Below are 14,116 nucleotides of genomic sequence, written 5' to 3'. Positions count from 1 at the left end.
TCACGCCGGCGGTGTTGGATAAACCGTCTCCGCTGCCGGCTTCAGGAATAGCTCATGCACCGGCGCGAAATGCGCGTAGAGCGGCAGGATCGCGCCGCCCATCGCGCGCGCGTCGGCGCCAATGGCGCCTTCCAGCAATTGCGGACGCACCATGCCTTCCCATTCGATGCGGTCGAGCACGCGCTCGGTGCGTCGAATGATTTCCCGCACCAGTTGCCGGTCGAGTTCGCCGTCGATCACGATCGCCTCGAGGTCGAGTAAGGCGGCCGCATTGGTGAGCGCATTGGCGATCGCGGGACATGCGCTGTCGAGCCATTGTTCGGTGTGGCGCCACATTTCCGGCGACAGCGCGCGATGATCGTGGGCGGCCGCGGCCGGTGCGCCCGCATCGTTCAACAGCTTTTCGAGCACGAAGCCCGACGCGGCGTGCAGCAACTGGCGCGCGGGTTTGCGCGGGCCGCCTTCGCGTAACGGAATCGAACCGACCGCGCCCGCGTTGTCGTGCGGGCCGCCATGCAAACGGCCGTCGATCACGAGACCGCCGCCGATAAACGTGCCGACGAACAGATACAGGAAATTGTGGATGCCGCGGCCCTGGCCCATCACGAGTTCGGCGGCGCAGGCGGCCGTGGTGTCCTTGGCGAATTCGACGGGCAGGCCCGTCATGGTGGCGATGCGCGAACGCAGATCGATCTCGTTCCATGCGTCCAGCGCATCGGGCGGCGCGCCGAGAAAATCGCGCCAGCCGCCGAGCCACAAGGGCGCGGCGACGCCCACGCCGACCACCTGGCTGGCCTTCGCGCCAAGCGTCTGGTTCACGCGTACCAGTTTGCTTTCGAGTGCGGGAAACAGCGTGCGTGGATCGGGATAAGCGTATTCGAACACATCGCGGTGCACTACGTGGCCGGCAAAATCCATTGCCAGCACGTCGAGACTGCGGCGTCCCACCTTGATGCCGATGGTGTACGCGCCTTGCGCGCGCAACGCGATCGGCACGGACGGCTGACCGATCCTGCCGCGCACCCGCGCCTGCTTTTCGAGCAGGCCGTCGTCGATGAGACGCTCGACGATCATCGACACCGTCTGCATGGAAAGACGCGTGAGGCGGCCCACATCGGCTTTCGGCAGCGGCCCGTGCAGGCGGATTGCCTGCAGCACGATGCGTTCGTTGAACTGCCGCATGCCGACCTGATTCGAGCCGACCGTGCGTTTGAGGGGCGAGCGGGTGCCGGTGGTATCCATGATCGGCGTCCGCTCAGCAGGATGCGTGCATCATGCAATCGCCTTGACGTCGGCTTCCTTCGCGCCCGTCATGATCGCCACGGCTTCCGACATATGCACGTCCTTAGTGTTGACGAGCGCGGCACGCCGGCCGAGCCGCTGGATATGGATGCGGTCCGCGACCTCGAACACGTGCGGCATGTTGTGGCTGATGAGGATCACCGGTAGGCCGCGATCACGCACGCGCCGGATCAGTTCCAGCACCATGTTGCCTTCCTTCACGCCGAGCGCGGCGGTGGGTTCGTCGAGAATCACCACGTGCCGCGCGAAAGCCGCGCTGCGCGCCACAGCCACGCCCTGGCGCTGGCCGCCCGAGAGCGTTTCGACGGCCTGGCGCATCGAACGGATGCCGATCTGCAGATCCTTCATATGCGCGGTTGCTTCCTCCAGCATGCGGCGCTTGTCGATCATCCTGAAGATCGAACCGCGCCAGCCCGGTTTCACCAGCTCGCGGGCGAGGAACAGATTTTCGGCGATGCTCATGGCCGGCGCGACCGCGAGTTCCTGATACACCGTTTCGATGCCTTGCGCGCGGGCATCGAGCGGGCTGCGGAACCTGACCGGTTTGCCGTCGAGCAGAATCTCGCCTTCATCCGGCACCGTGGCGCCGGAAAGGGCCTTGATCAGCGAAGATTTCCCCGCGCCGTTATCGCCGATCACGGCGAGAATCTCGCCGGGCAGCACTTCGAAATCGCAACCGTCGAGCGCGGTCACGTTGCCATAACGTTTGACGAGTCCGCGCGCCTGTAGAACGGGCATGGCGGTCGAAGCGGAAGTGGGTGTCGACATGACGGAGTCCTCGTGAGTGCTCAACCGCGACGATGGGAGAGTTTGTCCGCGGCCACCGCGAGAATCACCAGCATGCCGGTGATCAACACCTGGTAGACCGAAGAAACGCCGATCAACGTCAGTCCATTGCGAAATACGCCGACAATCAGCGCGCCGAGCAGCGTGCCGACTATCGAACCGCGCCCGCCGAACAGACTCGTGCCGCCCAGCACGACCGCGGTAATGCTGTCGAGATTCTCGGTCTGGCCGGCCTGCGGATCGCCCACGCCGGTGCGCGACACGGACAACAGCGCGGCGATGCCGTAGATCGCGCCGGCCAGCGAATACACCGTGAGCAGGATCTTTTGCGACGACAGGCCCATCAGCCGCGCGGCCTCCGCGTTGTTGCCGAGCGCGTACAGATGCCGGCCGGGCACGGTGTCGCGCAAGACGAACCACGTGGCCAGATACATCAGCAGGGTAAGCACCGTGCCGTATGTGACATCCGCGGGGCCGAGCCTGAACGTGTTGCCGAAGAACATGATCGCGTCCGGCAGGTTCGACACGCTCTCGGCGTTCGAATAGATCTGCGTGAGGGCGAATGCGATATTCAGCGTGCCCAACGTGACGATGAACGCGGGCAGTTTGATGCGCGTGATCAGCACGCCATTGAGCGCGCCGAACAGCGTGCTCGCGGCGATGCCGCACAGAATCGCGAGGATCGGCGGCACGCCGAGCGTGACCGCGAATTTGGTCATGATGATCGAGCCGAACGCCATCACCATGCCGCACGAGAGGTCGATGCCGCCGGTCAGCACGATCAGCGTCTGGCCGATCGCGATCACCGCGACCACCATAGTTTGCTGCAGGATCAGCGAGAGGTTCTGGAACGACAGGAAGCGGCTGCTCTGCGAGATGAAGAAGCCGCAAGCCAGCACCAGCGCGATGAGTGGCCCGATCTCGGCAAGCGACGGCAAGCGGTCGGCGAACGGGCGCGAGTGGCCGGCAGGCGCGGAAGGAGTCGACATGATGGATGTCCTCGATGCATGCGCGTGGCGCTGCGGCCACGCGGCAATTCCAATGGCGGCCCGGCGAAGCGGGCCGCTCCATTCAGTCCGTGTTACTTGTTGCCCCAGCAGTTGTCGAGGCCGAACTTCGTGTCCTTGCTGTCGATGCCGGACATCGGCTTGTCGCTGATCAGCGTCACGCCGGTGTCCTGATAGCCGGAGACCTTCTTGCCCGTCTTCGCGTACTCGACACCGGCCGTCACGCCGAGCGAGGCCATCTTCAGCGGATATTGCTGCGAGGTCGCAGCGATAGCGCCCGCCTTCACGTTGCGCACGCCTTCACAGCCGCCGTCGATCGAGACGATCATCACGCTCTTGTCCTTGCCCGCCGCCTTGAGCGCGCGGTAAGCGCCCGCCGCGGCCGGCTCGTTGATCGTGTAGACCACGTTGATGTCGGGCGATTTCTGCAGGCAGTTTTCCATCGCCGTCTGGCCCTTGGCCTGGTCGCCGCGCGTGTCCTGGCTGCACACCACCGACGGATCGCCTTCCTTCACGCCGAAGCCCTGCAGAAAGCCGTTATGACGCAGCACGCCAACCGAAACGCCAGGCGCGAGATCGAGCGTGGCGATCTTCGCGGGCTTGCCGTTCAGCGCGGCTTTGGCGTATTTGCCGATCAGCACGCCGGCCTTGAAGTTGTCGGTGGCGAAGAGGGCGTCGGTGGCGTCCTGCGGATCGGTCGGCGTGTCGAGCGCGACCACCATCACGCCGGCCGCGCGGGCTTTCCTGATGCTCGGCACGATCGCCTTGGTGTCGCTCGGCGTGATCAGAATCGCTTTCGCGCCGGCCGTCATCATGTTTTCGATGGCGGTGACCTGGCTCGCGTTGTCGCCGTCGAACTTGCCCGCGGCGGTGATCAGCTTCGCGCCGTCTTTCGAGGCCGCTGCTTCGGCGCCCTGCTTCATCTTCACGAAGAACGGGTTGGTGTCGGTCTTGGTGATGAGGCCGACAACAGGCTGATCGGCCGCCTGGCTCGCGCTCGCACACCACGCCGCCGCCGCGACGCACATCGACACGATTTTCCTGGCGACAGGAAGCCTGCGGGAATTAGGATTCATGGGACGCTCCTCCGGTTTTTGGCAACGACGTTATGGACTACTGGCGGGTGTCCGCGCGAACGCTGCGCGCTGACAACCTGGTTTGCGGCTTGATGCGGGCGAGGGTGGTTGGAAACGATCCGGACCGGTTCGACTACCGTCACCTAAATCACTTTGGTTGATTTAGTACAGCAGGCGCGCCGGCGCTCGTCAAGGAAACGATCGGCGTGGAAGGTGACGTGAGAAAACTTGCCGGAAGGCTGTGAACCATATGCTGCGGGGGTTGAGCGGCGTGATGCGATGCACGATCGAGCCTTCGGGCTTGGGGAAAGTCCTGGCTCGAATGAAAGTGAATTGAAGGCTGAATGGGTTTTTCCCGACGGCAAATGGTCGGCGTCGAAAGGGTATTCAGCGAACTCTGAAGTGCACGGCACGCGTGGCTCGCGTGGCGGCGATCGTGCGATCGTGCGATCGTGCGATCGTCGCCGGCGTGAAGTCTGCGGCGTAGGGGCTTATCCGCGCGGTGCGAGCGCTTGCCGTCTGGTTTCGAGTTGCGTGACGACGCGTTGCAAGGTCCGCTCAGCCGGCCCTGGTGTCGCGACGAATTGGCAGCCGATCACGAAGCGTCGATCGCCCTTCGCCGTGCTCACCTGACGCGGCGCGACGATTTTCAGATCGAGCCGCAGCGTGCCGAAGCCGCCGAGTTGCAACGCGACGTCGCGCAGAATCGTGCCGTTTTGAAGCGAGCCGAAGCGTTCGTCGGCCGTTTTCAGCGCGGTGCCACCCAACGACAGATCCTGCAATTCCAGCCGGAATGAGCCGCCGTCCGCATATGCGCCGCTTGCGACGTACGGGTCGAGCACGGGCGTTTGCACGCGGAAGAATTCGCGGCGTTGAACGTAGTAGAGCAATGGAGGGAAGGGTGCCTCGAACGCCGGCAACCCGTCGAATACGAGGCGAGTGGCGTCCTGTGTCGTGAACTCGGTGCGAATGCCGCCCGGCAGGCTGCGGAACGTCAACTGCCGCGCGGCGGGTAACGCGCTGTTGTCGTCGGCCATGCTGCCGGTATCGAACACGAAGCGCGCATGGCGCGAGTCGACTTCGAGTATTTGCGTGACGATTTGCCGGCCGCCGAACTCGACCGTGACGAAGTCCTGTCCGGCCACCAGGTTGCGCAGACAGACAGCGATTTGCAAGGGGTGGTGCTGCGCGAAGTTCGAGTCGAGGTCGTGAGCTCGTCCGGCGATTTCAGCGTCCAGCAGGAGATCGACAATCATTGGAATATCCATGCGTGTTATGGCCTTGGCCCGGCCGGTTGGGGAGCACGCGCGGCCTTCCGGTCACGGCGGTGCTCGGCCTTTGCCTGTCTGATTGCAGGGACCGTGCCAACTGCAGGGATAAGCTGGATGAACGCGCTCCTGATGTTGCAGAGGCGTTTGCTGCGGGCGTTTGAGGGGGAAGCGTGGGGAATGCGGCGTGCGCGCAGGGCGATTCGCTACGTAACGTTCACGATGTTGTTACGGCCACATCAATCAATGCGAACGCGGCGCGCTAGTTCACATTGAAATGCACGCGGACATCCTGGCGGCTTTCGACCGGACGGCCGCCCTGCAACGCCGGGAAAAAGCGCCACTTGCGAAGCGCTTCGAGAAGGAGCTGGTTGAGCCGAGGATCAGGCGTCGGCTTGATGAGTTCGACGTCGACAGAGCCGTCGACATGAATCACGAAGCGCGCGGTCGCGACGGTTTGATAGGCCTGCTCGCGCAAGTCGTCGGGCAATGCGGGTAACGGTTGCGCGATGGAGCGTGCGGCGCTGTCGCCTGGCGAGGTGGCGGGGGGTGAGGTGCTCTGTTTTTCGTCCGCGGAGTTGCTTGTGGACGCGGGGGATTCGGCAGATGGGCCGGGCTCCTTTGATACTGGCGTGGTTGTGTCGGCTGCGTGTCTGGCTGGTGTCGGAGTTTCGGGCAGTGCGGGGCGTCCCGGCGTGACGGGGCGGGACGGTTTGAGCGCGGGCGGTGGTGTCGGCGTTGGTGTTCGCGTTTGCGTTTGCGTTGGCGTTGGCGTTGGCGTTGACTTGGGCGCAGTGTGCGTCGGCGGCTCGGGATCGAGTTCCACTACACGCATCTCCAATGCCTTCTCCGGTGCCGGTTCGGATCTCGTTGTGACGAGCCAATGTCCGAGCGCGAACAGGAACGCCAGCCAGACTATGAGCGCAATAAAGACCGCCAATGCAAGGCGCAGTTTGGGCGAATCATCGACGGTAGTGCTCAGACGCATCGCGCTATTCACGGCGCACGGCGATCAGAAATCGCGCCGCGCCGGCGCGCCGTGCCGCGAGCATCGCTTGCACGACCGCGCCGTGGCCCGCCGCGGCGTCGGCGGCAATGACGACATCCGCGTCGGGTTGCAACAGGCGCTTCACCGTCGGCTCGATCTGATCGGGACGTACCGGCAGATGGTTCACGAAGATTTCGTTGCGGCTATCCACGGAGATGGTCAGCGGTTCATGCGCGGACATCTGCTGCGCACGGCCGGTGGGTAGCGTCAGCTTGACGGCGTCGAGCCGCTGCATGGCGAGCGAAGCCAGCATGAAGGTCGCCAGCAGAAAGAACATCACGTCGATCATCGGAATGATTTCGATGCGGCCGCGCCTCGCCGCGCGCGAGCGCTTGAACTTCACGGCTGCGCTCCCGCCGCGGTAGCAAGGCGGATTTGACCGAGCCGCGCATTCGCGAAAGATTCGAGTTCGTCCATCAGACGTTCGAGCCGGCGTGAAAAATAGTTGAACGCGAAGAGTGCGAAGAGTGCGACGACGAGTCCGATCGCAGTCGCCACCAGCGACTGCGCCACCCCGCCGGTGACGCCGGCGGGATCGACGAGCCCCGTCCCGCCGAACAGCTGAAACGAATGCATCATGCCGACGATGGTGCCGAGCAGACCCAGCAGCGGCGCCGCCGTGACGATTGTCTCCAGCACCCAGAAACCCCTGCTCATGTCACGCTCGATCTGCGACGCCACCGATTCCGCTTTGACTTCGCGCAACCACAGCGGCACGGACGGATCGGGCTGCCACGGAGAGTTCATCCGCCTGAAGGCGTTCCGGGCGGAAGTGTCATTTAATATGTTATCCAGATCAATATCGGCGCCGAACATATCGATTTCATGCACGGCGTGAATCGCCACAGGCAAGCGGCCAAAACGCAGAAATACATAGGCGCGATCGAGGACGATCGCGACCGCCAGAACAGCGAGTATCGTGAGCGGATAGATAACCCATCCGCCCACGCGTACCGCTGCGAGAATATTCATCCAGTCTTGCATGACCGTCCTCAATGCTGCGTGACAGATTAGAAATGCTTGGTGATGCCGGCGTAAACGGCGAAGTGCGGGCCGTATTGCGGCGCACCCACGCCAATGCCCGATCCGTCGCGCAACTCATAGACGCGATTGAATGCATTGACGACCAGCAGGCGCGCATCGAACTTGCCGACAAGCGGCTGGTTGAAATGCTGGATCACGCCGAGATTGATCTGCGCATAGACGGGAAGGCGATCGGTGTTGGCAAAACCGCTTCTCAAGCCGCTACCCACCAGTCCGTCGAATGTGAACGTCGTTCTGCCGAGGTCGTACGTTCCGCCGAATGAGGCGGTGACGCGCTGGTCGTGATCGAGATACACCCAATGACTGTTGATATAGGCGAGTTCGTCGGGGTCGAAATTGAACTGGGCCGAGTCGATCTGTTTGCCTTGTGCGCGGCTGTAAGCGAGATTCAGGTAGGCAGATACGTTGTCCTGCTTATAGTTTGCGGTGAACTCGAGTCCGTACACGCGTCCGTACTGGTAATTGAACGGCGTGAAAATGAGGGCGGAGCCGAACTGTCCTTCGTCGAGCAGGTTGGTCGATTTCTTGTAGTACGCGTCCACGCCGATGGTCACGTTCGAACCCAGACGTTGCGTGACGCCGAGATCGAAGTAGTGACTGCGCTCGGGCTGCACCGGATCGTTCTGGCTCGACGGACTCTGGTTGGTCGTGCCATTGAAGCGGCTGATGGTCGAACCCGACAACAGTTCGAACGCGGGCGGCGTGAAGTAGCGCGCGTAGCCGGCGTGAACCGTGGTGGTGGGCGTCAGCGCATAGACCAGGCCGATGCGAGGACTCAACTGGCTCGCGCTGACATACTCGTCCATCTTGTCGTATCGCAGCCCGTAATTGAGCGTGAGCTTGCTGGTGATTTTCCACTCGTCCTGCACGTAGGCGCTGTACAGGTAGCCGGTTTTGCTGCTCGAGTCGTGGATATTGAAGGGCTGGTCCGATAACTGATTGCCGTCGGCGTCCGTTGCGAATACGTTGACGCTGTCGTCGAATACAGCGTGCTCCTGCTGGAAGAAGAGGCCGGCGCGAATTGTATGCTTGTCGTTCAGGCGCCATGTGGTGTCCACCTGGGCGCCATTGGCCGAGTTACTGTGAAAGTCCTGCGATGCCACGCCGTTGAAAAGCAGGTCGCCCACCGGGTCGGGATTGAACTGCGTTCGCGTGTAGCGGGTAAAGAGCGCGACCTGGTAGTCCAGTGCGCCCCCGTTGGTGCCCTGAAGCGCCACCACCGCAAAATTGTTCAACTCCGATTGCGTTTCGTTCAGCTGACTCGAATCGAACGTGCTATTGCCATTGAGCGTGAAATTGGTCTGCAGACCGGGCGTGTTGGGGATTTCGAACTGGTTGCTCGTGGTGCCGAACATCAGGCTCACCCGCGTGAGCGGATTGATGATGTACGACATATAGCCGAACGCATCGCCCTGGCGAGTATGGTCATGCACGGCGTTCGCGCTTGCAGTCGGGTTCTCGATACCGAGGTTGTTCACGCCGAGTGAGCCGCTGAAGTAGTAGCTGAACGGGCCTTGCGTGCCGAACACGTCTGCGCTGGTCTTGAGGGTCTGGTGACTGCCGCCGAATACGTCGATGCTGCCGCCGTTACCCGCCTCGCCCGTCTTCGTGCGAATGTCCACGACACCTGCCGTGCGGTAGCCGTACTGTGCCGGCAGCGCACCGGTCAGCAGATTGACCTGGTCGATGATCCGCGTATCGAGCGCCTGCCCGAAACCGCTGATCGGCTCGGGAATGATGATGCCGTTGATGCGGTACTGCAGATTGGCATGGTCTCCGCGCACGTGTAATTGCCCGTACGAATCGCTTGCCACGCCGGGCGCCTGCAGCAGCACCTGATTGAGCGGCGTGTCCTGGCCCGCGGGCAACGCATCGATATCGGCCTGACTGAAGCGGTACACGCTGCTGCCGGTCTCCGGCGACAACCCGTTGCGCGCTCTGTCCAGTCGCTTCGCATTCACCTGGACGTCGAGTGTGCCGCTCTTCGCGAGACTGACACTGACCGCGCTTTGCGTGCCGGTGCCCGTCGTCGTGATGTTGTTGCCGCTCGCGAATCCCGTTGCGGTGACGACGACAGCATAGGTGCCCGGCGTCACATGCGCGATTACGAAGCGGCCTTCGGCGTTCGTTTTCGCCTCGCCGACGGCGGCGCCGCTCGCGTCCTGCACGATCACGGTGGCGTTATTGACGGGTTGGCCGGCGGTATCCGTGACCGCACCGGTTACGGACCCTTCGTCGGTTGCGGCATGGACGTGGGCAGCCAGGGCGAATAGCAGCAGGGCTGCGGAGGAGACGCGTGTGCGGTTTTTCATCGTTATGTATTCGAGTTGTTGGCGACTGGATGGATGCGTTTTTCTGTTCTGGCCGACGGTTTTCGCGGGTGCCTGATGCGTGCGGCGCCGGGATAGCGGTGTGGCTCTCCTTCTGGATACGGTAGTCTTTCAGGTTGTTGCCGGAATGTTATATCATTACATTCATGGAAAACAATGACAAATTAATGGCGCGTTGGTTTTGAGGTGTGAGACGAGATGGCTAACGCGCAATGCGCAGGCGTGCGGCTGCCCTGTATCGGGAAGCCGCCGTCGTGCTGCGCGTCTTGTGGCTGTGGATGTCACGCGCGGCATGATGCGGCGCGGAGATGGCTTTGATCGTGTGTCGGTGTTCTTGTCTTGCCGACCGGTCAAACATTGCCGATGGCTTGGGCTTGCGAAGCGAATCTCTTTGAATTTACAAAGTTAGGGACTTTCCGGAGAACTATTCGACTACCCGATAAAAAGTAGGAATCCTGTCGATATGGATGGCGAGACAGGATTCCCGATACGTGTCATTCAGCTACCAAAGAAGACATTGCAGAAACTGACTGGACCGACACAGGTGGAATCTGATGTCGCATGCCTGCGCATACCGGACGAAGAACTACCGGTCTGCGCCACGCCACCGTACGACGATTGCGTCGTCTGCGGAGCGTCTTGTGCGGCGACTTTCGCTTCGGCGGCCTGGATCGCGGCCGGGTAGTCAGCGTCGTCCGCCAGCGAGGGGTTGTAGCCCGCCTGTTCGAGACGCACCAGGTCGGCACGCACTTCGGCGCGGGTGACGGGTGCATTCGATTGCGCGAAGCTCAGAACAGGAGCGGCCAATGCGCCAGCGGCGAGAGCGAAACAAACAAGAGCTTTTTTCATGATAAAAATTCCTTCGGGAAAGTGATGAATTGACAGGCAACGATTGCCCGAAAACTGTGCGTATTTAGCTGCCGAAGTACGGCGTGCAGAAACCTGCGGGACCGACGCACTGCTGCGTGCTCGTGTGAACGTGTTCTTTCGCCGAAGCTTGGGTAACAACGCCTGCCGAAGCGAGGACGATCAGCGAGAGGATGATTGAGAGTTTGCGTTTCATTTTGGATACCTGAATATAAATGAGTTGAAGATACCTTGCGGTTCGAGTGAAGCTACGTCTTCGTCTAACTACAATATGACCTGTTTGCGACAGGAGCACCGCATGCGTATCTGTTTCGTGAGTTGCGATGCGGCTTTTGTTGCTGTCTACGTAGGGGCAAACACACCGGGTTTCCGCTTATTCCAAATTTTTTTTCACAATCGTATTCGGGACGAAATTCTTACATTTTCCTGAACGTATTGCTGCGCAAATGTCGGAAGCATTCCGTTGCAGTCCCCCGGGGCAGGCGCGGTGGTTCGCTTCTTCGCGGACAAAGGCATAGAAGCGCACAGAATGGCCGCTATTGGCCGCGCCGACAATTTCCCCCTGATAATCGGCGACGACGCGGCCGCGCGAGCCGCGAACCGGCGCGTGACCATTCTCGTCGAGTACTGAATCACCCGTCCATTCGCGCTAGAGTACCGGTAGCGGCGTCGTTGCATGCCGTTTCGGGGACCTTGTGTCCCGCTGCGAATACACGCATTCCGACCAACGGGACAATTGTCGAGATCCTCTATGGCCGTCAACACTCTGCCTGACCCAGCCGGCGCTGCATGCACTTCATTAGGCAGTTTCCTGCGCGACCGTCGCTCGCGTTTGCAACCGGGGCCGGACGCGCCGGGCCGGCGCCGAACGCCGGGTCTGCGGCGCGAAGAAGTGGCGGCGCGGGCGAACGTCAGCGTCGCGTGGTACACGTGGCTGGAACAGGGGCGTGGCGGGCCGCCGTCGAACGAAGTGCTGGAGCGGCTCGTGCGGGCACTGGAACTCGACGCCGTGGGCCGCGAAATGCTGTTTCTTCTGGCCCAGCAGAGGCCGCCGCCACTCGGCCCGTTTGCGCTCCCCCAAGTCACGCCGGCCTTGCAGCGCGTATTGGACGGCATGCCCAGCAGTCCCGCGATTGTGAAGACGCCGACGTGGGACGTGGTGGCCTGGAACGCGGCCGCCGTCGCCGTGCTGGGCGACTACGCGGCTGTGCCGGCGCGCGAGCGCAATGTGCTCAGGCGTCTGTTCGGTGCTCCGGCAATACGCGAAAGCCAGCCGGATTGGGACGCGAGCGCGCGTGCCGCGGTCGCGGTCTTTCGCATCGATATCGCGCGCATTGGCGGGTCGCCGGAAGCCGATGCGCTCGCCGCCGAACTGCAGGCCAGCAGTGCGGACTTTCGGCGGCTTTGGGCGGAAAACGACGTGCGCGGTCATTGGGTCGGAGTGAAACGCCTGCGCCACTCGCAAGCCGGACCGATCACGCTCGAATATTCGGCCTTCGCCGTGGACGGCGGCGAAGGCTTGAGCATGGTTGTCTTCTCGCCGGCTTCGGCAGCCGACCTGCGCGCCGTGGAAGCGCTGATCGCGCGCAAGACTCAGGCTGCGTGAGTCAAAGCGTGCTTCGCGGTGCGTTCGCGCGCGTCGCTGTGATGGACGACGACGAACCGGGCGCGAAACCGCGTCAGGATCTGCGCATTGCCGGGCGCCGCCAGCCGAATCTCACCGATTGAGCGCCAGATATTGATGGAGCGACTGGATCGCGGCGGCGCCTTCGCCAACGGCCGCCGCGACGCGCTTCACCGAACCGCTGCGAACGTCGCCCACGGCGAAGATGCCGGGCCGGCTCGTCTCCAGATAGTAGGGAGCGCGCTCGGATGGCCACTGGTGAACCGCATCGGGGCCCGTGAGCACAAAGCCGTTCCTGTCGAGTGCGATGCAATCGCCGAGCCAGCCGGTATTCGGTTGAGCGCCGAGAAACAGGAACACGTGGCGGATCGGCTTCTCTTCAATGTACCCCTGCGTGTCCCATTTGATCGATTCGAGTTGCGTTTCGCCGTTCAGCTGGACAATCTGCGTGCGCGAATGAACGGTGATGTTCGCCGTCGCTTCGATCCGCCTGATCAGATAGTTCGACATGCTCGCGTTGAGTCCGTCCCCGCGAATCGCGATATGCACGTGACGCGCGAGCCCCGAGAGAAACACGGCGGCCTGGCCGGCTGAATTTCCGCCGCCCACGATCACCACTTCTTCGTTGTTGCAGAACGCGGCTTCCATGAACGTCGCGCTGTAGTAGATTCCGCGGCCTTCGAATTGTTCGAGGCGCGGCAGCAGCGGTTTGCGGTAGCGCGCGCCGGTCGCGATGACGACCGAGCTGGCATACACGTGCTCGTCGTAATTGAGGCGCAGGTGAAAGGGCGGCGCGCTCTCGCATTCAATACCGAGTACTTCAATCGGTACGCCGACTTCGGCGCCGAATTTGCGGCATTGCGAGAGGCCGCGGCCGGCGAGCGCCTGCCCGGAAATGCCGGTCGGGAATCCGAAGTAATTTTCGATCTTCGAACTGGTGCCGGCCTGGCCGCCCGGTGCCTTGGTGTCGAGAACCGCCACCCGCAATCCTTCGGAGGCTGCGTAGACCGCGGCCGCGAGACCGGCCGGCCCCGCACCGACCACGACCACATCGAACCGCTCGCCGTTCAACCTGTCGGGACTCAGCGCGCGCCGTTGCAACCGCGCCGCGGCCCGCGAGCGTGCCCACTTCGCCGGTGAAGCTGCCGGGGCCATGCTCGCCCAGAACGTGGCGCTTGTCTGCGGCGCCGCGGGTTGCCTCGATGGTTCCCGAGACGATGGCGAACATGGGAATGTGCCGGTCGCCTTCGGCGAACAGCATGTCGCCCGCTTTCAGCCGGCGCCGTTCGCCGTAGCGCTCCAGTACCGCGAACTGGGCTTCATCGAGCCTTGGGAAAATCTGATGGTGACGGCTGCCGCCTGCCACCAGGTCTTCAAGTCTGCTTGACGATTTATTGCTCATTGGCCTTTCCGAATAAGAGAGTGCGCATGGCGGCCGTGGTGAGCTTGCCGCCAGATATCGCGCCGGCACGAACAGCCCGAAAAATCGGTAGCGGCGGCGGACCGCAACATCGGCAGAGATTGTGCGCCTGAGTCCGGTTCCCGGTAAAGAGCGGAAAAGAGGGGTATCGGCAGGCGGCGCGCATCGGTAAAAACGGTCAGCGAAATGACGGCGCCGGCAATCTTCGCGTCATTGCGCCATGTCCGCACGACGCAAAAAAGACTGCTGCGAGGTTTCCTTTTTTTTATCTTTTTTTATTTGTAGCCGCGCTGTATGGATTGTTCTGTCGACTCGCGAAGATATGTTCATATCAATCCGGTGCT

The 14,116-nt window shown here is 62.4% G+C and carries 13 protein-coding genes and 2 pseudogenes; 3 read left to right on the top strand and 12 right to left on the bottom strand.

The window, feature by feature from the left end; genetic code table 11:
• From BXE_RS32490 to BXE_RS46715, 11 genes are all read right to left on the bottom strand, one after another.
• Window positions 1–1,242 carry an ROK family transcriptional regulator gene (locus BXE_RS32490; protein ID WP_011492366.1) on the bottom strand — a complete coding sequence of 414 codons (1,242 nt, stop codon included), beginning with the start codon at window positions 1,240–1,242 and terminating at the stop codon, window positions 1–3.
• Between the two features lie 30 nt (window positions 1,243–1,272).
• On the bottom strand, window positions 1,273–2,070 hold the full coding sequence (locus BXE_RS32485; RefSeq protein ID WP_011492365.1) for an ATP-binding cassette domain-containing protein: 798 nt from the start codon (window positions 2,068–2,070) through the stop codon (window positions 1,273–1,275).
• 20 nt (window positions 2,071–2,090) lie between these two features.
• The gene (locus BXE_RS32480) at window positions 2,091–3,077 is read right to left on the bottom strand and encodes an ABC transporter permease (protein ID WP_011492364.1); all 987 of its coding nucleotides are present in this window, start codon (window positions 3,075–3,077) and stop codon (window positions 2,091–2,093) included.
• A 92-nt stretch (window positions 3,078–3,169) separates the two neighbouring features.
• Window positions 3,170–4,171, bottom strand: coding sequence for a sugar ABC transporter substrate-binding protein (locus BXE_RS32475; RefSeq protein ID WP_011492363.1), 1,002 nt, complete (start codon window positions 4,169–4,171; stop codon window positions 3,170–3,172).
• A gap of 491 nt (window positions 4,172–4,662) precedes the next feature.
• Entirely contained in the window at window positions 4,663–5,427 is a 765-nt protein-coding gene (locus tag BXE_RS32470; protein ID WP_049782300.1) for a flagellar brake protein, read from the bottom strand.
• Window positions 5,428–5,701: 274 nt separating this feature from the next.
• Window positions 5,702–6,439, bottom strand: a complete 738-nt coding sequence (locus BXE_RS32465) for an energy transducer TonB (RefSeq protein ID WP_233518945.1) — start codon at window positions 6,437–6,439, stop codon at window positions 5,702–5,704.
• The gene (locus BXE_RS32460) at window positions 6,432–6,830 is read right to left on the bottom strand and encodes an ExbD/TolR family protein (protein WP_011492359.1); all 399 of its coding nucleotides are present in this window, start codon (window positions 6,828–6,830) and stop codon (window positions 6,432–6,434) included. The genes BXE_RS32465 and BXE_RS32460 overlap by 8 nt, the downstream gene beginning before the upstream one ends.
• Complete coding sequence (locus BXE_RS32455) at window positions 6,827–7,471, bottom strand: MotA/TolQ/ExbB proton channel family protein (protein ID WP_011492358.1); 645 nt, start codon at window positions 7,469–7,471, stop codon at window positions 6,827–6,829. Before BXE_RS32455 ends, BXE_RS32460 begins: the two co-directional genes overlap by 4 nt.
• 26 nt (window positions 7,472–7,497) lie before the next feature.
• Window positions 7,498–9,843 carry a TonB-dependent receptor gene (locus BXE_RS32450; protein WP_011492357.1) on the bottom strand — a complete coding sequence of 782 codons (2,346 nt, stop codon included), beginning with the start codon at window positions 9,841–9,843 and terminating at the stop codon, window positions 7,498–7,500.
• Window positions 9,844–10,359: 516 nt separating this feature from the next.
• Window positions 10,360–10,710, bottom strand: a complete 351-nt coding sequence (locus tag BXE_RS32445; RefSeq protein ID WP_011492356.1) for a DUF4148 domain-containing protein — start codon at window positions 10,708–10,710, stop codon at window positions 10,360–10,362.
• Window positions 10,711–10,774: 64 nt separating this feature from the next.
• Window positions 10,775–10,924: a hypothetical protein gene (locus BXE_RS46715; RefSeq protein WP_158340990.1), complete on the bottom strand. Its 150-nt coding sequence runs from the start codon at window positions 10,922–10,924 to the stop codon at window positions 10,775–10,777.
• A 267-nt stretch (window positions 10,925–11,191) separates the two neighbouring features.
• Here BXE_RS46715 and BXE_RS44725 point away from each other — a divergent pair.
• From BXE_RS44725 to BXE_RS47945, 3 genes and pseudogenes are all read left to right on the top strand, one after another.
• Window positions 11,192–11,359 (top strand): annotated as a pseudogene (locus tag BXE_RS44725) (motility protein B); the annotation flags it as partial.
• Window positions 11,360–11,479: 120 nt separating this feature from the next.
• Window positions 11,480–12,334, top strand: coding sequence for a helix-turn-helix transcriptional regulator (locus tag BXE_RS32440; protein ID WP_011492355.1), 855 nt, complete (start codon window positions 11,480–11,482; stop codon window positions 12,332–12,334).
• Window positions 12,331–12,456 (top strand): hypothetical protein, encoded by a 126-nt coding sequence (locus tag BXE_RS47945; protein WP_267886387.1) that lies wholly within the window; start codon window positions 12,331–12,333, stop codon window positions 12,454–12,456. Before BXE_RS32440 ends, BXE_RS47945 begins: the two co-directional genes overlap by 4 nt.
• Here BXE_RS47945 and BXE_RS32435 read toward each other — a convergent pair.
• Window positions 12,446–13,754, bottom strand: a pseudogene (locus BXE_RS32435) (FAD-dependent oxidoreductase). The gene BXE_RS47945 and the pseudogene BXE_RS32435 overlap by 11 nt on opposite strands.
• Between the last annotated feature and the right edge of the window lie 362 nt (window positions 13,755–14,116).

The organism is Paraburkholderia xenovorans LB400 (assembly GCF_000013645.1).
Classification (GTDB): Bacteria; Pseudomonadota; Gammaproteobacteria; order Burkholderiales; family Burkholderiaceae; genus Paraburkholderia; species Paraburkholderia xenovorans.
The sequence above is the reverse complement of the archived record's forward strand: the minus strand, read 5'-3'. Positions and strand labels throughout refer to the sequence as shown.

Excerpts from the sequence above, each read along its gene's own strand:
- BXE_RS32490 (WP_011492366.1), bottom strand. The coding sequence starts at position 1,242 with ATGGATACCACCGGCACCCGCTCGCCCCTCAAACGCACGGTCGGCTCG.
- BXE_RS32485 (WP_011492365.1), bottom strand. The coding sequence starts at position 2,070 with ATGTCGACACCCACTTCCGCTTCGACCGCCATGCCCGTTCTACAGGCG.
- BXE_RS32480 (WP_011492364.1), bottom strand. The coding sequence starts at position 3,077 with ATGTCGACTCCTTCCGCGCCTGCCGGCCACTCGCGCCCGTTCGCCGAC.
- BXE_RS32475 (WP_011492363.1), bottom strand. The coding sequence starts at position 4,171 with ATGAATCCTAATTCCCGCAGGCTTCCTGTCGCCAGGAAAATCGTGTCG.
- BXE_RS32470 (WP_049782300.1), bottom strand. The coding sequence starts at position 5,427 with ATGATTGTCGATCTCCTGCTGGACGCTGAAATCGCCGGACGAGCTCAC.
- BXE_RS32455 (WP_011492358.1), bottom strand. The coding sequence starts at position 7,471 with ATGCAAGACTGGATGAATATTCTCGCAGCGGTACGCGTGGGCGGATGG.
- BXE_RS32450 (WP_011492357.1), bottom strand. The coding sequence starts at position 9,843 with ATGAAAAACCGCACACGCGTCTCCTCCGCAGCCCTGCTGCTATTCGCC.
- BXE_RS32445 (WP_011492356.1), bottom strand. The coding sequence starts at position 10,710 with ATGAAAAAAGCTCTTGTTTGTTTCGCTCTCGCCGCTGGCGCATTGGCC.
- BXE_RS46715 (WP_158340990.1), bottom strand. The coding sequence starts at position 10,924 with ATGAAACGCAAACTCTCAATCATCCTCTCGCTGATCGTCCTCGCTTCG.
- BXE_RS32440 (WP_011492355.1), top strand. The coding sequence starts at position 11,480 with ATGGCCGTCAACACTCTGCCTGACCCAGCCGGCGCTGCATGCACTTCA.